General features: G+C 74.8%; 15 protein-coding genes and 1 pseudogene. 5 read left to right on the plus strand and 11 right to left on the minus strand.

Annotation, left to right across the window (positions count from 1 at the left end; all coding sequences use genetic code 11):
- Positions 1–9: 9 nt before the first annotated feature.
- The gene (gene mptB / locus QC282_RS24135) at positions 10–1,413 is read left to right on the plus strand and encodes a polyprenol phosphomannose-dependent alpha 1,6 mannosyltransferase MptB (protein WP_279551648.1); all 1,404 of its coding nucleotides are present in this window, start codon (positions 10–12) and stop codon (positions 1,411–1,413) included.
- 47 nt (positions 1,414–1,460) lie between these two features.
- Complete coding sequence (locus QC282_RS24140; RefSeq protein WP_279551662.1) at positions 1,461–2,810, plus strand: glycosyltransferase 87 family protein; 1,350 nt, start codon at positions 1,461–1,463, stop codon at positions 2,808–2,810.
- Between the two features lie 50 nt (positions 2,811–2,860).
- Here the strand turns inward: QC282_RS24140 and QC282_RS24145 are convergent.
- The 4 genes and pseudogenes from QC282_RS24145 to QC282_RS24160 form a co-directional block, all read right to left on the minus strand.
- A pseudogene (locus QC282_RS24145) lies at positions 2,861–3,748 on the minus strand (D-alanyl-D-alanine carboxypeptidase family protein); the annotation flags it as partial.
- A gap of 90 nt (positions 3,749–3,838) precedes the next feature.
- The gene (gene rho / locus QC282_RS24150; protein ID WP_279551649.1) at positions 3,839–4,978 is read right to left on the minus strand and encodes a transcription termination factor Rho; all 1,140 of its coding nucleotides are present in this window, start codon (positions 4,976–4,978) and stop codon (positions 3,839–3,841) included.
- Between the two features lie 270 nt (positions 4,979–5,248).
- Positions 5,249–6,076 carry a class I SAM-dependent methyltransferase gene (locus QC282_RS24155; RefSeq protein ID WP_279551650.1) on the minus strand — a complete coding sequence of 276 codons (828 nt, stop codon included), beginning with the start codon at positions 6,074–6,076 and terminating at the stop codon, positions 5,249–5,251.
- 71 nt (positions 6,077–6,147) lie between these two features.
- On the minus strand, positions 6,148–6,546 hold the full coding sequence (locus QC282_RS24160) for a nuclear transport factor 2 family protein (protein ID WP_279551651.1): 399 nt from the start codon (positions 6,544–6,546) through the stop codon (positions 6,148–6,150).
- A gap of 70 nt (positions 6,547–6,616) precedes the next feature.
- Between QC282_RS24160 and QC282_RS24165 the strand changes: the two genes are divergently transcribed.
- Both QC282_RS24165 and QC282_RS24170 read left to right on the plus strand, forming a co-directional pair.
- A complete protein-coding gene (locus tag QC282_RS24165) occupies positions 6,617–7,180 on the plus strand; it encodes a PadR family transcriptional regulator (RefSeq protein ID WP_279551652.1) in 564 nt (187 codons plus the stop codon).
- A gap of 5 nt (positions 7,181–7,185) precedes the next feature.
- Positions 7,186–7,911: a class I SAM-dependent methyltransferase gene (locus QC282_RS24170; protein WP_279551663.1), complete on the plus strand. Its 726-nt coding sequence runs from the start codon at positions 7,186–7,188 to the stop codon at positions 7,909–7,911.
- Between the two features lie 11 nt (positions 7,912–7,922).
- On the opposite strand, the gene QC282_RS24175 is transcribed toward QC282_RS24170, so the two are convergent.
- The 7 genes from QC282_RS24175 to QC282_RS24205 all read right to left on the minus strand — a co-directional run bounded on the left by QC282_RS24175 (position 7,923) and on the right by QC282_RS24205 (position 14,163).
- Positions 7,923–8,669: a GntR family transcriptional regulator gene (locus tag QC282_RS24175; protein ID WP_279551653.1), complete on the minus strand. Its 747-nt coding sequence runs from the start codon at positions 8,667–8,669 to the stop codon at positions 7,923–7,925.
- 131 nt (positions 8,670–8,800) lie between these two features.
- Positions 8,801–9,958, minus strand: coding sequence for a serine hydrolase (locus tag QC282_RS24180; RefSeq protein WP_279551654.1), 1,158 nt, complete (start codon positions 9,956–9,958; stop codon positions 8,801–8,803).
- A gap of 132 nt (positions 9,959–10,090) precedes the next feature.
- Complete coding sequence (locus QC282_RS24185) at positions 10,091–11,059, minus strand: acetylxylan esterase (protein WP_279551655.1); 969 nt, start codon at positions 11,057–11,059, stop codon at positions 10,091–10,093.
- 261 nt (positions 11,060–11,320) lie between these two features.
- Positions 11,321–11,911 carry a hypothetical protein gene (locus QC282_RS24190; protein WP_279551656.1) on the minus strand — a complete coding sequence of 197 codons (591 nt, stop codon included), beginning with the start codon at positions 11,909–11,911 and terminating at the stop codon, positions 11,321–11,323.
- A 346-nt stretch (positions 11,912–12,257) separates the two neighbouring features.
- On the minus strand, positions 12,258–13,031 hold the full coding sequence (locus QC282_RS24195; protein ID WP_279551657.1) for a ferredoxin reductase: 774 nt from the start codon (positions 13,029–13,031) through the stop codon (positions 12,258–12,260).
- Complete coding sequence (locus tag QC282_RS24200) at positions 13,024–13,629, minus strand: sulfite oxidase-like oxidoreductase (protein WP_279551664.1); 606 nt, start codon at positions 13,627–13,629, stop codon at positions 13,024–13,026. The genes QC282_RS24195 and QC282_RS24200 overlap by 8 nt, the downstream gene beginning before the upstream one ends.
- A gap of 132 nt (positions 13,630–13,761) precedes the next feature.
- A complete protein-coding gene (locus QC282_RS24205) occupies positions 13,762–14,163 on the minus strand; it encodes a MarR family winged helix-turn-helix transcriptional regulator (protein ID WP_279551665.1) in 402 nt (133 codons plus the stop codon).
- A gap of 329 nt (positions 14,164–14,492) precedes the next feature.
- On the opposite strand from QC282_RS24205, the gene QC282_RS24210 reads away from it, so the two are divergent.
- Positions 14,493–15,269, plus strand: a complete 777-nt coding sequence (locus QC282_RS24210) for a putative protein N(5)-glutamine methyltransferase (protein WP_279551658.1) — start codon at positions 14,493–14,495, stop codon at positions 15,267–15,269.
- The last annotated feature ends 62 nt before the right edge of the window (positions 15,270–15,331 follow it).

The raw sequence follows: 15,331 nt of genomic DNA on the forward strand, positions 1-15,331 counted from the left end.
GCTGCGCGGGTGCTGGCCATGGCTTTCCCCGTCGACCTCCGCCGCTGCCAGGTGCTCGGACTGGCCGGAACCGCCTTCCTCGCGGCGGGCGGTGAGACGGCCGGCGCCCTGCCCGTGCGCGAGCTGCTGGCCCCTTCCTCCGCGCACGCCGCCCTGGGCCTGGTCGGCGTGTACTTCGGCGTCGTGCTGCTGATCGCGGCCTGGGCGCTGCTCGGGCGGCTGGTCCGCGGTCCCGAGCCGCCGACGCCGCGCGCCCTGCTGCTGGTCCTCGTCGTCTGGGCGGCGCCGCTGCTGCTCGCGCCGCCCCTGTTCAGCCGGGACGTGTACAGCTACCTCGCGCAGGGCGCCATGGTCGAGGCGCACATCGACGTGTACGCCCACGGCCCGTCCCGGCTCGGCGGCCCGCTCGCCGAGGAGGTCGCCCCGCTGTGGCAGCACACCGGAGCCCCGTACGGCCCGGTGTTCCTCGCCGTCGCCGCCGCGCTGTCCGGGCTGACGCAGGGGGAGCTGCCCGCCGGGCTGTTCGGGATGCGGCTCGTCGCGCTGGCCGGTGTGGCGCTGATGGCGGCGGCGCTGCCCCGTCTCGCCCGGCACAGCGGTGCCGACCCGGCCGCGGCGCTCTGGCTCGGCGTGCTCAACCCGCTCGTGCTGCTGCACCTGGTCGCGGGCGCCCACAACGACGCCGTGATGCTCGGCCTGCTCGGCACCGGCCTGGTCGCGGCGCTGGGCCGGTGGCCGGTGCTGGGGGCCGCCCTGGTCACCCTCGCGGCCCTGGTGAAGGCGCCCGCCGTGCTCGGCCTCGCCGCCGTCGTGGTCCTCCAGGTCCGCGCGGGCCGCCGGCCGGTGCGAGCGGTGCTGACGACCACCGCGGCGGCCGGGGCCACCACCGTCGCCGCCACCGCCGCCGCGGGCACCGGCTACGGCTGGATCGCCGCCCTCAACACCCCCGTCTCGCCGCAGAACTGGGCCCTGACGAGCCTGCTCGGCCGGGCGACCCGCGCCCTGCTGGAGCGGCTCGGCAGCGACCTCGCGCCGCTCGCCGTCCCCGTCTGGCACACGCTGGGCGTCGCGGCGGCCGTCGTCGCCGTCGTCGTCATATGGCTGCGGCTGCGTCCGCGCCCGGTGTACGCGCTGGGACTCAGCCTCGCCGCGGTGGCCGCCCTCGGCCCGGCGCTGCGCCCCTGGTACGCCCTGTGGGGCCTGTTCCTCATCGCCGCCGCCGCGCCCAGCACCTCGGCTCGGCACCGCACGGCCGCCGTGACCGGGGTCCTCGCGCTGTCCGTCCTGCCGAGCGGCAACCCGGCCGACGCGGGCCAGCTGGTGCTGGCCGTCTCCGGCGGCGTCCTGGCCGTCGTCGTCCTGTGGCAGGCCCACCAGGCGCAGCTCGCCCCGGCGTTGGGACGCACCGCGTGACGCGGCGCCCCGGGGCGTACCGCCTACGGTCCCTGCTCGCCGACCGTGTGTCCTGGGCCGCCGCGGCGCCGCGCACCGACCCCGGCAGGCTGCTGACGGTCCTCGCTGCCGTCGTCGCCGTGAGCGTCTTCACGGCGACCGTGCCGCTGCTGCGCGACTGGTTCGACCTGCGCGTCTACCACGGCGCCGTCGACCACTGGACGCACCGCGGCGGACGGCTCTACGACTACCGGGTGCCGGGCACGGAGTACGGCTTCACGTACCCGCCGTTCGCCGCTGTCGCCATGCTGCCGATGGCGCTGCTCGACCTGCCCGCCGCGATCGCCGTGGCCCTGCTGCTGAACCTGGCCGCTCTCGCCCTCGTGGTGCGGGTGCTGGCCGGCCGGGTCGTGCGCCGGTACGGCTGGTACGGCTGCGCCCTGGGCGGCTGCGCGCTGGCCCTGTTCGAGCCGCTGCGCGACACGTTCAGCTTCGGGCAGGTGAACGTCCTGCTGCTGGCCCTCGTCCTCGTCGACGCCCGGCTGCTGGCCACCGGCCGGGGGCGTCGCGCGGGCGTCGGGATCGGCCTGGCCGCGGCGGTCAAGCTCACGCCGGCGCTGTTCATCGGTCTGCTGCTGCTCACCCGGCGGTGGCGGGCGGCGGGCATCGCCACGGCGGTCGCCGTCGGCGCGACCGCCTTCGCGGCGCTGGTGGCCCCGGACGCCTCCCGGTTCTACTGGACCGAGGCGATGTGGGACACCACCCGGGTGGGCCGCCTCGACTACGTCTCGAACCAGTCGGTGCAGGGCGTGCTGGCCCGCCTCGGCGAACCGGGCCGGGCGCTCTGGGCGGCGGCGGTGCTGCTGGTCCTGTGCGTGTGGGCGGTGCGGGCCCGCCGCGCGGTGGCGGCGGGCGAGTGGACGGCGGCGTTCGCGCTCACGGGTCTCACCGCGTGCCTGGTCAGCCCGATCACCTGGGTGCACCACCTGGTGTGGCTGCTGCCGTCCTTCGCGGTGCTGTGCCGCGCCGGGCACCCGCGCGTGGCGGGCGCCCTGTACGCGGTGCTGTGCACGAGCGTGGTGTGGCTGTGGTTCGACGACGCGTCCGGCGTGGACGGCTTCCTCGGCAGCAACGTCTACGCCTGGATCACGCTGGGTCTGCTGCTGTGGCTGCCGACCGGTCAGCCCCGCTCCCGACGTGGCACCTTGGTCCGCAGTACGAGCGACACCGCGAGGGCGCCCAGCCCCGCCGCGCCCGAGACCGCGGCCGCCTCCGGCCAGCGCGGACCGGCGTCCGGCGCCATCGCGGCGGCGGGCACGGCGGCCGGCGGCCCCGGTTGCGGCGCCACCCTGCGGGAGACCAGCGAGCCCACCGGTTCGACCCGGCCCGCGGCGGCGAACCCCCAGTCGAGCAGCTGACGGGTTTCCTCGTACACGGCCGGGGCGCCGCCCGACTGAGGGTTCATCACCGTCACGACGAGGGTGCGCCCGTCCCGCTCGGCGGCGGAGATGAGGGTGTGACCCGCCTTCGAGGTGTAGCCGTTCTTGATGCCGATCAGGCCGGGGTAGCGGTCGACACCGCCGGCGCCGGTGAGCAGCCGGTTGGTGTTCTGGATCTGGTACGCGCCCCGGGGCCCGCCCGGGAAGGTGGTGCGGACCGTGGCGCAGTAGCGCGCGAAGTCGGCGTTGCGCAGGCCCGCCCGGCCGAACACCGCCAGGTCGAACGCGGACGACACCTGGCCGGGCGCGTCGTAGCCGTCGGGCGACACCACGCGTGTGTCGTGGGCGCCGAGGGAGCGCGCCTTGGCCTGCATGCGGGCGGCGGTGGAGCGCCAGCCGCCGCTGAGTTCGGCCAGCACGTGCACGGCGTCGTTGCCCGAGTTGAGGAACACGCCGTGCCACAGGTCGGCGACCCGGTAGGTGGTGCCCTCGGTGACGCCGACGAGGCTGCTGCCCGCGCCGATGCCGTGCAGTTCGCGAGCCTCGACCTTGTGCCTGACCCCTCCGGGCAGGACGGGCAGCACCGTGAGCGCGAACAGCGTCTTGAGGGTGCTGGCGGGCGGGAGTCTGCGGTGCGCGTCGTGGGCGGCGAGCACCTCGCCGGTGTTGGCGTCGGCCACCAGCCAGGACAGTGCGGAGACCCGCGGGACCTTCGGCGCGTCGGCGCCCGGCCGGACCTGGGTGCCGGGGCGGTGCAGCAGGGACGGCTGCTGCGCCGTGGCCTGGCGGCCGTCGGGCCCGCCGGGGTCCGGCGCCTCCGCGCGGGAGGCGGCCGCCGCGGGCGTGAGCGCGAGCAGGCCCGCGGCGCAGAGCGCGCAGGTCGACACGACAGCCCGGGAAGTAAGTCCGATAGTCATACCGCAAACGTAGGAACGGCCTCGGTGAACACCGCGACGACCGGGCCGGACGGCGCCCGCGAGCACCCGGATGCCGCACGCGGCGGCCGGTCAGCCGGCGGGCAGCGTGGGCTGGACGAGCTTCAAAAAGGCCGCGTTGTCGGGGGTCTGCCGCATCCGCTCCAGAAGCGTCTCCAGGCCGGTCTGGCCGTCCCGGCCCCGCAGCACCCGGCGCAGCCCGTGCACGGCGGTCAACTCAACCGGAGTCAGCAGGAGTTCCTCGCGGCGGGTGCCGGAGCCGTCGATGTCGAGGGCGGGGAAGACCCGGCGGTGGGCGAGCTCGCGGCTGAGCCGGAGCTCCATGTTGCCGGTGCCCTTGAGCTCCTCGAAGTAGAAGTCGTCGGCGCGCGAACCGGTCTCCACGAGGACCGTGGCGACAATGGTGAGCGAGCCGCCCTCCTCGGCCTGCCGGGCGGCGCCGAAGAACCGCTTGGGCCCGTGCAGCGCCGCCGCGTCGACGCCGCCGCTCAGGGTGCGGCCGCTGGAGGAGGCGGCGTTGTTGTGGGCCCGGCACAGCCGGGTCAGGGAGTCGAGCAGGATGACGACGTCCTCGCCCGCCTCGACGAGCCGCTTGGCCCGCTCGATGACGAGCTCGGCGAGGGCGACGTGCTCCCCGGGCGACTTGTCGAAGGTCGAGGCGTACACCTCGCCGCGCACGGAGCGCCGCATGTCGGTGACCTCCTCGGGCCGCTCGTCGAGCAGCACGACCATCAGCCGGCAGCCGGGGTGGTTGCCCGCGACGGCGGCGGCGAACTGCTGGAGGAGGACGGTCTTGCCGGTCTTCGGCGGGGCCACGACGAGCCCGCGCTGGCCCTTGCCGACCGGGGCGATCAGGTCGGTGACGCGCCCGGTGAGGGCGGCCGCCGGGTGTTCGAGCCGCAGCCGCTCGTGCGGGTGCAGGGGTGTCAGGTCCTGGAAGTGGCGACGGCCGCGCGCCTCCCGGGCGGGACGTCCGTTGACCCGGGCGACCTCGGTGAGGGTGCGCCGGTCGCCGCGTACGCCGTCGACGAGGTCGCCCTTGCGCAGGCCGTGGCGGCGGATCAGCGCGGGTGCGACCTGCGGGTCGGTGGGCGTGGGCAGGAAGTTCGCCGCGCGCAGGTGCCCCTTCCCGGCCGCGTCGATGTCGAGGACACCGGTGACGGTCCGGACGGGAGCCTGCTGGAGGGGAGGGTGTTCGAGTGTGGTGGTCATGGAGGTCCTTTCACGGACGGAAGGCATGAGGCAGGCGGAGAGAAGGGGGGAGAGGCCGCGCGGGAGGCTGACAGCGCTCCTTCGGGGCGGCGGGAACAGCACCTCGGACGTGAGCCGGGAAGTGCGCAGAAGCCGCTGCACCGGTCGACGCGCGACATCGGTCAGCGAGCTGAAGGAGAGATTGAACCGGCACCGGCGCCCGAACGGGGCGTCCACAGGTGCTGACAGAAGCCTACCACCGGGCGGGCCGGTTCAGTCGTGAACCGCGTCTCAGCGGGTGGCGAGCAGGCTGTACAGCAGGGGGATGCGCGGCTCGGGCAGCCGCCACCAGCCGGAGTCCGTGCGCCGCATCCGCGGCCAGCGCTGCCAGGGAAGCTCCTCGGTCTCCCGCAGGCTCCGGACGGTGAGTCCCGCCTGTGTCAACGCGTTCAGGACCTCGCCCATTCCGTGCATCCACTCGTAACTGTCCGTGGCGCCCTCGACGGCCGGGCCGTCGGTGTAGGTGTGCGTGGCGTCCCGGCGCACGGGTCCGGCGCCGCCCAGGTAGTCGTGGCGCAGCAGCAGCTCGGGGCCCTCGCCGGGCGCGGGCGTCGGGCCGAGGGCGTTGAGCAGGGGATGGAACTCCACGACGTACAACCGGCCGCCGGGGCGCAGGAGCCGGGCGACGACGTCCGCCCAGCGGTCGAGGTCGGGCAGGTAGCACAGCGCGCCCTTGCCCGTGTAGACGACGTCGAACTGCCGTCCCTCCAGGGCCTCCACGGCGTCGTACACATTGGCCTGGACGTAGCGCACGTCCAGGCCCGCCCTGTCCGCGATGTCGTGCGCGGCGGCCACGGACGCGGAGGAGAAGTCGAGACCGGTGACCCGCGCGCCGCGCCGGGCGAAGGCGAGCGTCTCGGTGCCGAGGTGGCACTGGAGATGGAGCACGTCGCGGCCGGTCAGCTCGCCGAGGTCGGCCCACTCGAAGGGCGCGAACCAGCGGGCGGGGTCGAGGTCCTGGTCGAGCCCGTAGAACCGGCTGGCGAGGTGGACGGGGGTGCGGGCGTCCCAGTTGGCCTGGTTGGCCCGCATCATGCGCGCGAGCTCGTCGGAGGTCATGCGAACATCAAACACCCGGCGTCCGGACCGCGGGGCGCGGAACGCCGGACGGGGCCGCGCAAGCGAGCGGTTCAGGCCGACCCGGCCTCCGCCTCCCTGGCGATCCGCTCGAAGCGCGCCCCCATCGCCTCGGCGAGCGCCTGGGCGCCCGACAGCGGCCGGACCATGACCATGAGCCGGTCGATCAGCCCGCTGTCGTCGACGTGGATGAAGTCGCAGCCGTCGAGCCGGCGGTCGCCGATCCGCGCGGTGAACACGAGCGCGTGGTCACGGCCGTCCGCACTGCTCGTCTCCGTCACGTACGCGAAGTCCTCGAAGACCTCGGCGACGTTGCGCAGGATGGCCGCAGTGATCGCCTTGCCCGGGTACGGCTTGAACACCACCGGGCTCGTGAAGACGACGTCCTGCGCCAGCAGCGCCTCGACGGCGTCGAGGTCATGGGCCTCGACGGCCTCGCGGAACGCGCGCATCGGATCACCTCATAGTCAATTAGTTGAGTAGGTGCAGAGTAGAATAATCGTCGGCTGTTACGGTGTCCACATGTCCCTCAAGTACGCCGTGCTGGCCGCCCTGCTGGAAGGCGAGGCCTCGGGCTACGAGCTGTCCAAGGTCTTCGACGTGTCCCTGGCGAACTTCTGGCCCGCGACCCCGCAGCAGCTCTACCGGGAACTGGAGCGCCTGGAGCGGGACGGACTGATCGAGGCACGGGTGGTGCGGCAGGAACGCCGGCCCAACAAGCGGATGTTCACGCTCACCGAGGCCGGGCGCGAGGACCTGCGCGCCTTCGCCGTCGAGCCGCCCCGGCGGCCCGTCGCCATCCGCGACGAGTTCATGATCAAGATCCAGGCCATGGACGGCACCGACCCCGAGCGGACCCGTGCTCTCATCGAGGAACGCATGTCCTGGGCGCGCGGCAAACTCGGCCGCTACCAACGGGTCCGCGAGCGGCTGCTGGACGGGCGCACCGAGGACGAGTACCTCCGCGAGGGCGAACGCGTCGGCCCCTACCTCACCCTGCTGGGCGGCATCGCCTTCGAGGAGGAGAACCTGCGCTGGTGCGAACGCGCGCTCACCGTCCTCGGGCAGCGGGCTCCGCTGGGCTGATGCCGGTGTTCGGCCCCGAGGGACCCAGCCTCCGCGAACTCGCCGTCCAGGCGCTGTCGTCGGTCGAGCACGGCTACGACCTGCTCGCCCCGAAGTTCGACCACACCCCCTTCCGCACCCCCGAGCCGGTGCTCGACGCCGTGGCCGCGGCCCTGGCGCGCCTCGGGCCCTTCGGCGCCGGGCTCGACCTGTGCTGCGGGACCGGCGCCGGACTCGACGTGCTGTCCACGGTCTGCCGGGACGGCGTGACCGGGGTCGACTTCAGCGCGGGCATGCTCTCCGTCGCCCGGGAACACACCCGGTCCTTGCCGACGCCGGTCCACCTCGTGCAGGCCGACGCCCGCGCCCTGCCGTTCGCCCAGGCCTTCGACGTCGTGGTGAGCTTCGGCGCGTTCGGGCACTTCCTGCCGCGCGAACTGCCCGGACTGTTCGCCCGGGTCCACTCCGTGCTGCGCCCCGGTGGCAGCTTCGCGTTCCCCGTGCTCGCGCCGCCGCGACCGGGCAGCCCCGCGTTCTGCATGCTGCTCGGCTTCGACGCCGTGATGCGGGTGCGCAACGCCGTGTGGCGTCCGCCGTTCGTCATGTACTACCGGGCCTTCCGGTTCGGGGATGCCGTACGGGAGTTGACGCGCGCGGGCTTCGACGTCGGAAGCCAGGCCCTGCCGGAGTTCGGGCACCGGCCCGACGGCAGCCGGCGGGCCCGCCTGGTGGTGGCCCGCCGCGCGGCCTGAGAGGCCGCGCGTCACACCGCGGACGGCAGCGTGAACTCGTAGACGAGCGCCTCCCGTTGCGCGTCCACCACCAGATCGGTGATCTCCAGGGGCCTCCCGTACTGGTCGTGGACCCGCCGGGTCACCCGCACCGACGCCGCGTCGGACGGCCGCGTGATCGTGTCCCGGTGGTGCAGCGTCAGGCCCGCCCGGCGCATCCAGTCGTAGGCCCGCCGCAGATGCGCCTCGGCGTGGCCGCCGGCGCGGTGGCGGTAGCGGGCCAGCTCCGCGACCTCGGCCAGCGCCACGGCGGAGAACGACGTGAGCGCCGTACGGCGGGCGCGGCCGTCCGCCGCGCCCGACTCGTAGCGGTGCACGAGGGTGGCGCGTCCGGGGGCCAGCCCCAGCGCCTCGGCGTGCTCCACCGGGGGTACCTCCCAGGTGACGCCCGCCCGGTCCGTGCCGCCCCGCCCGGCCGTGTGGGCGCCGACCGGGAAGGTGAGGGACGCCGGGCCCCGGGCCGGCAGGGCGGGCAGGGCGGCATGACTGCCCCGCCGGTCGGTGGCGACCAGACCGTCCCGGCGCAGGATCTCCAGGGCCTGCCGCACGGTCTCCCGGCTGACCCCGAAGTGCTCGGCCAACTGCCGCTCGCCCGGCAGCCGTTCGCCGGGGCGAATGGTGCCGTCGTGCAGTTCGCCGAGCAGCTCCGTGGCGATCCGCCGGTACAGGGGCGGTCCGTCGACGGGCGGACGGTCGTGCGAGGTGGTGGTGCGGGCCATGCCGCGCCCTCCTGTTGGTGACGTGCGGTAGCCGTACGGGCTCGGTGCGCCACCAGATCTAGCATTGGTCTAAACCACCAGGGAAGGGTGGTCCGCGGGTTCGGCCGAAACGTCACCCGCGCACCGCCTGCTCACAACGCCCCGTACACCGCCTCGACCAGGGCCGTCTTGCGCGGGTCGTCGGCGATGCGCGGCCCCATGCGGTTCATCACGTACCCCAGCGAGACACCCGCCTCCGGGTCGGCGAGGCCGCAGGAACCGCCGGCGCCGTCGTGTCCGAAAGCCCGCGGGTTGGGTCCGTACGAGCCGTGCGGGCCGCTCAGCCACAGGCCGAGTCCGATCTCCATCTCGCGGTCGAGCCCCGTGCCCAGCACCAGGTCCCGGCAACTGCCCTGCCCCTCCCGGACCCGCTCCGCGGCATCCGGGGACAGGAACCGGTGGCCGTCGTGGGTGCCACGGCCCGCGAAGATCCCGTACAGCGCCGCGACGGCCCGCGCCGTGCCGTGCCCGTTCGCCGCGGATATGTCGGCCGACCGCCACTCGGGCGAGTTGGCCTGTGCCGCACCCACCCCCGGGTTGGCCAGCGCGGCGAGGGCCACCGGTGGCAGCTTGGCGAACGCCTCGGCCCGTCCCGGCGCCGGGGCGTGCGTCAGCTCCGCCGCCCGCCCCCAGTCCTTCTCCGGCAGCCCGACCGTGAAGTCGACGCCGAGCGGCCCGGTCACCTTCCGGGCCAGGAACGCCCCCGGCGGCAGCCCCGACACCCGGCGCACCACCTCGCCGACCAGGAAGCCGTACGTCAGTGCGTGGTAGCCGGAGACGGTGCCCGGTTCCCACCACGGCTCCATCGCCGCGAGCCGCCGCGTCGTCAGCTCCCGGTCGCAGAGCTGGGCGAACGAGTGCGGCTCACGCAGCCCGGCGAGCCCGGCCCGGTGCGACAGCAGGTGCCGCACGAGGACGCGCTCCTTGCCCGCCGCGGCGAACTCCGGCCAGTAGGCGGCCACCGGCGCGTCGAGGTCGAGCAGCCCCCGGTCGGCCAGCATGTGCGCGCACAGCGCCACCGGCCCTTTCGTCGTCGACCAGACGTTGACCGGCGTGTCCCGCTCCCACGGCCGGGTCCGGCCCGGATCGGCCCACCCGCCCCACAGGTCCACGACCGTCATGCCGTCCACCACGACGGTCACGGCGGCGCCCAGCTCGCCCCGCTCCCGGAAGTTCTCCTCGAACGCCGTACGCACCGCCGCGAACCGCGCGTCGCAGTGACCGTGAACCTGTGTCTCCAGCCCGGGCACGGGCCCTCCCTCGTCGCAGGAACCATTCAGCAGAAACAGCCGTCGCACGAACCCGGGCCGCGACGCGACCCGGGCTGAACGTACCGACTGGTCGGACTGGAGGGAACCCTGTCGACGGGACCGGGGACGCAATCAGATGCGCGAGGCCACCCAGCGCAGCTTGGCCGCCTCCTGGAAGGGGCCGCCGCCCTCGTGGTCGTTGAAGTCGTACACCTCGATCGCCTTGTCGTCGTGCGCCCAGGCGTTGAACGCCGCGAACACCGTCGACGGCGGACACGTCTGGTCCTCCAGCGCCGCCGAGAACAGCGCCGGGGCCGTGCCGCGCGACGCGAAGTGCACGCCGTCGAAGTACGACAGGGTCCGCAGGATGCCCTCGGTGCGCCCGCGGTGCGTCTTCAGGTAGAGACCGATCTCGCGGTACGGGTGACGGTCCGTGAGCGTCGCCGCGCGCGGGTAGTCGCACAGGAACGGCACGTCCGGCGCGATGCCCGCGAGGTCCGGCACCAGGCCGCCCACGGCGATCGCGATGCCGCCGCCCTGGCTGCCGCCGACCGCGACCGTGCGCGCGGCGTCGGTCAGCGGGTGCGAGCGCGCCGCCTCGACGGCGCGCACCGCGTCCGTGAACACGCGGCGGTAGTAGTAGTTCTCCGGGGCGTCGATGCCGCGGGTCATGAAACCCGGGTACGCGGGAGCGCCGCCCACCGGGTCGGGGGTGTCGCCGCCGGCGCCCCAGGCGCTGCCCTGGCCACGGGTGTCCATCACGAAGTGCGCCCGTCCCGAGGCGGCCCACAGCAGGTGCTGGTGCGGCAGGCCCCGGCCGCCCCCGTACCCGATGAACTCCACGACCAGCGGCAGGGGTTCCCCGGCCCCGGCGGGCAGCGTCAGCCAGCCCTTCACGGGGTGACCGCCGAACCCGGCGAACGTCACGTCGTACACCCGCACCTCGGTCAGGCCCGTGTCCACGGGCTCGAAGCGGGCGTCCAGGTCGTGCTCACGGGCCTCCTGCAGCGTCTTCGACCAGAACCCGTCGAAGTCCTCCGGCTCGGTGGACGCACTGCGGTATTCGCGAAGTTCGTCGAGAGGGAGGTCGAACAGGGCCATGGAGGACCGCCTTTGTGAAGGGACCGGCGAGTGAACGCTCACACCGTACGTGGGCGGTCAAAAGGCCCGCCAGCCCCTTCTCGACTGACGGAACAACGGTCGACCCGTCGACCACGCAGGCGCTCGGCCCGTCGAACGACGACGGCCCGCCGGTCGGAGACGGACGGCCGGCGGGGCCGCCGGGGTGGCCGGTGCCGGCGGTCGCGGGGCCCGCCGGGTGGCCGGCGCCCGCGGTCGCGGCGGTCCCACGGCTCGCGCGCGTCAGGCCCGGCGGTGCGTCCACTGGGGTTCGGTGCGGGCCCAGGCCTCTTCCCACTCCGCCAGCCGGTGACGCATGGCGGCCTGCCGTACGGCCCAGTGCGCGCAGAGCACCACGGCGGCGGTACCGCCCGCCGAACAGACGCCGAAAGTGATCGCGTGCTGCCAGACCGCGGCGCCGTCCACCGGCGGCGGCACGTTGCGGCCCCGGGAGTCGAGCCACACGTCGACCTTCTCGCCCGCCCGGGTGCTCGACGGCACGCGTGCCGTGGCCGTACGCAGCGCCTCGCCCGGCTCGGTCCAGCGCACGGTCGCGCGGTACGAGTACTGCGTGCCGGTCTGCACCGAGGGCAGGGAGCCGGAGGCGGCGGCCCGTCCCACCACCTCGGCGCGGATCAGCCTCCGGTCGTCGCGCTGTTCCGCCGCCAGCGCCCGCGCCTCGCCGTGCGCCCACCAGGCGGTGAACGCCCCGACCAGGGGCGCGCCCACGAACAGCAGCACGGCGACGGCCAGTACCGTCCACGCCTCCACGACGTCCGACCTGCGGCGCAGCGGATTGGGCCGCCTGCGCCAGCCGCGCACCCTGGTTCGCATGTCGACCTCCTCGCCGGCCGGGCGGTCGGAGGGACGGCGGGCCGCCGGACAGGAGACGCCGCCGGGCTCCGCGCCGCGCGCGAGCGCCCACATGCTTCTGGTACCCCGTCCCTGCGGGCTTCCCTCATCGCACCGCGTACGCGTTCGCACACGCTCCGGCTGGATGCCCCGCCGGGAGCGGGGCGAAACGGCAGAATCCGGCCGTGACCGGGGGTGATGGCGGAGGCCGGGGAGACCGGGGGTGGACGCCCGCTGAGGCAGGCCTCGCGGGGCGTGGTTGCCGGCCGATGGGTGTCGCGCGGGCCCCGGTCAGGCGGGGAGCCCGCCGCGGCCGTGGCGGCGGCCGTCAGCCGAAGCGTTCGATGCGGATGCGGTGCACGGGCTGACCGGCCGCCACGAGCAGGCGGGAGGCGTGCTCGGCGAAGGCGTTGGAGCCGCACACGTACGCCTCCCAGCCGCCGGGCGGCGGCTCGGACAGGAACGGTGCCAGATGCGCGGCCGTCAGCCGGCCCACCGGCACACCCGCGGGCGCGCTGCGGGTGAACACGGGCGTGGTCTCCGCGCCGTACTCCCGCGCGTAGATCAGGTCGCCGGGGCCGCGCGCGGACACCAGCAGCCGCAGCGGCAGGCCGAGGCCGCGTGCCCGGTGGTGCCGGACCATCGACATCAGCGGGACGACCCCGGACCCGGCGCCGATCAGCAGCGCGGGCCGGTCACCGGGCCAGGCGAAGAAACCGCTGACGGGGCCGCGCACCTCGACGCGGTCGCCGGGCCGGGCCACCGTGTGGAACCAGCCGGAGACCTCGCCGCCCGCGACATGGTCCAGCGTCAGCTCGACGTGCCCGCTGTCGTCCGGCGCGGAGGCGATCGAGTAGTGGCGCTGGGCCGTGTAACCGTCCTCGGCGGTCAGCCGCAGCAGCAGGTGCTGGCCGGGGAGATGCCCCGGCCAGCCGGGCACGGCGAACCGGAAGGTGGCGGCCCTCGGAGTCTCGCGACGGATCTCCGTCAGCGTGGCCGTGCGCCACACGGCGGCGGCCTGCTCGCCGACGGCGATGCGTCCGGGCACGGCGAAGCCGGTCGGCGGAGTGAAGGTCTGGGGCGTCGTCCGCGTCTCAGTCACCGGCGTACCGCTGTTCTTCCCAGGGGTTGCCGCGGTCGTGGTAGCCGTTCTGCTCCCAGAACCCGGGCTCGTCGTGGTCGAGGACGCGGATGCCCGCGATCCACTTGGCGCTCTTCCAGAAGTACAGGTGCGGCACCAGCAGCCGTGCCGGGCCACCGTGCTCCGGGTCGAGCGGCCGCCCGTCGTACTCCCAGGCGATCCAGGCCCGGCCGCCGGTCAGGTCCGCGAGCGGCAGGTTCGTGGTGTAGCCGGTGTGCGAGTAGGCGACCGCGTGCGTGGCCGACGCCTCGGGCCGTACGGCGTCCAGGAAGACGTCCAGGGACACGCCCCCGAACCGCACCCCGAACTTCGACCAGCTGGTCACGCAGTGGATGGCGCCCTCGTACGCCGAGGCCGGCAGCTCGTGCGCCTCCTGCCAGGTCCAGGTGCGCGGCGCCGCGACGAGGCCGTCGATGCGGAAGGTCCAGTCGGCGGGGGCCAGCTCCGGGGTGACCTCGGCGGACAGGACGGGCCAGTCGTCGCCCGCGTCGTACTGGCCGGGCGGCAGCCCGGGGTCGGGGACGCGCGGGCGGCCGGTGAAGCCTCGGGTGACGTGCATGCCGGTGGTGCCTCCAGGCCGCCGCACCGGCGGCCCGCCGATCGAGCGGACGAGTTGCTTACACATTCAACCGTACGGGTCGGCCCGCGATGCCCGCACGCCCGGCGCCGGGGGAGCGGCGCGCGGGGCCGGTCAGTCCGCGGCGTCCGCCGGAGGCTGCCAGGCGTTGTAGCGCAGCAGGTACGCGGCGAACCGCTCCAGGTCCTCGGCCGGCCAGTCCGTGAGCCGCTGCCGGACCGCGGCCCGGCGGCTCTCGGTGACCTGGGCCAGAATGCGGCGCCCCGCCTCCGTGAGGTGCAGCACCTGCACGCGGTGGTCCTCCGTGTGCCGGCGCCGCTCGACGAGCCCGGCCCGCTCCAGTGCCGACACCTGGCGGCTCACGGTGGACTTGTCCAGGGCGTAGTGCGCGGCGAGATCCGTGGCACGGCAGCCGCCCCGCTCCTCCAGATGCCCGAGCAGCGTGTACGACACCAGTGACAGCTCCGGGTGCATGCGGCCCGCGGAGGCCCGGGCGCGGCGGGCGAAGGCCGTCATCTCCCGCTGGACGGTCTCCACGGCCGCGTCCGCCGCGGACGCTTCCCGGCCGCCCCTGGCGTCCTCGGATCCTTCGGCTGAACTCACGGAGACCTCCCTGGCACTCTCAGTTGCACACTACAACTTGGAGTGCGGGGCCGTGCCCGCACCGGCCGCCGGGTAGGATCGCCGCACCCCGGCGGGGAACCGTCCCGGCCGCCCAGGGAACGAGGAGGTGAGCTCCGTTGACGCCGTGTCAGACCGGGTGCTCTCCCCTCGACGCAGTACGGACCGCCGACGGCAGGTGACCGCGAGGGCGCCCATCGGCTTCCGAAAGGCTCTCGCTCACCATGCCCACTCTCTCCCCGTCGTCCGTCGTCGCCGCGCTGCGCGCCGCGGGCTGTGTCTTCGCGGAGGACGAGGCGGAACTCCTCCTCGCCGCCGCCCGCACCCCTGAGGAACTGGCCGCCCTCGTGGACCGCCGCGTCGCGGGCACACCCCTCGAACACGTCCTCGGCTGGGCCGAGTTCCGGGGCCTGCGCATCACCGTCGAACCGGGCGTCTTCGTGCCCCGCCGCCGTACCGAGTTCCTGGTGGAACAGGCCCTGGCGCAGGCGCCGGACGCCGCGGTCGTCGTGGACCTGTGCTGCGGCTCGGGTGCCGTCGGCGCGGCCCTCGGCGCCGCGCTCGGCGGCGTCGAACTGCATGCCGCCGACGTCGACCCGGCCGCCGTGCGCTGCGCCCGCCGCAACCTCGCCGCCGCGGGCGGGCAGGTGCACACCGGCGACCTGTTCCGGGCGCTGCCCGACGACCTGCGCGGCCGGGTCGGCATCCTCGCCGCCAACGTGCCCTACGTACCGTCCGGCGAGGTGCCCCTGCTGCCGTCCGAGGCACGGGAGCACGAGCCGCTCGTCGCCCTCGACGGCGGAGCGGACGGCCTCGACGTCCTGCGCCGCGTCGCCGCCGGGGCGCCCCACTGGCTCGCGCCCGGCGGCTGCCTCCTGGTGGAGACCGGCGAACGGCAGGCACCGGCGGCCGTGGCGGCCTTCACCCGCAGCGGCCTCACCACCCGCGTCGCGGTCTCCGAGGAGCTGTACGCCCCTGTCGTGATCGGCGTCCGCCCCTGAGCCCCGGCGCGACCGGGCCGTGTCCGCAGGCGCCAGTTCGCGGACACGGCACGGCCAGGGGC

The organism is Streptomyces sp. DH24 (genome assembly GCF_029813775.1).
Taxonomy (GTDB): domain Bacteria; phylum Actinomycetota; class Actinomycetes; order Streptomycetales; family Streptomycetaceae; genus Streptomyces.

Coding starts and splice junctions, on each gene's coding strand:
- QC282_RS24165 (WP_279551652.1), top strand. CDS start 6,617: ATGTCCCTCAAGTACGCCGTGCTGGCCGCCCTGCTGGAAGGCGAGGCC.
- QC282_RS24175 (WP_279551653.1), bottom strand. CDS start 8,669: ATGGCCCGCACCACCACCTCGCACGACCGTCCGCCCGTCGACGGACCG.
- QC282_RS24205 (WP_279551665.1), bottom strand. CDS start 14,163: ATGACGGCCTTCGCCCGCCGCGCCCGGGCCTCCGCGGGCCGCATGCAC.
- QC282_RS24210 (WP_279551658.1), top strand. CDS start 14,493: ATGCCCACTCTCTCCCCGTCGTCCGTCGTCGCCGCGCTGCGCGCCGCG.
- QC282_RS24190 (WP_279551656.1), bottom strand. CDS start 11,911: ATGCGAACCAGGGTGCGCGGCTGGCGCAGGCGGCCCAATCCGCTGCGC.
- QC282_RS24155 (WP_279551650.1), bottom strand. CDS start 6,076: ATGACCTCCGACGAGCTCGCGCGCATGATGCGGGCCAACCAGGCCAAC.
- QC282_RS24185 (WP_279551655.1), bottom strand. CDS start 11,059: ATGGCCCTGTTCGACCTCCCTCTCGACGAACTTCGCGAATACCGCAGT.
- rho (WP_279551649.1), bottom strand. CDS start 4,978: ATGACCACCACACTCGAACACCCTCCCCTCCAGCAGGCTCCCGTCCGG.
- QC282_RS24200 (WP_279551664.1), bottom strand. CDS start 13,629: ATGCACGTCACCCGAGGCTTCACCGGCCGCCCGCGCGTCCCCGACCCC.
- QC282_RS24160 (WP_279551651.1), bottom strand. CDS start 6,546: ATGCGCGCGTTCCGCGAGGCCGTCGAGGCCCATGACCTCGACGCCGTC.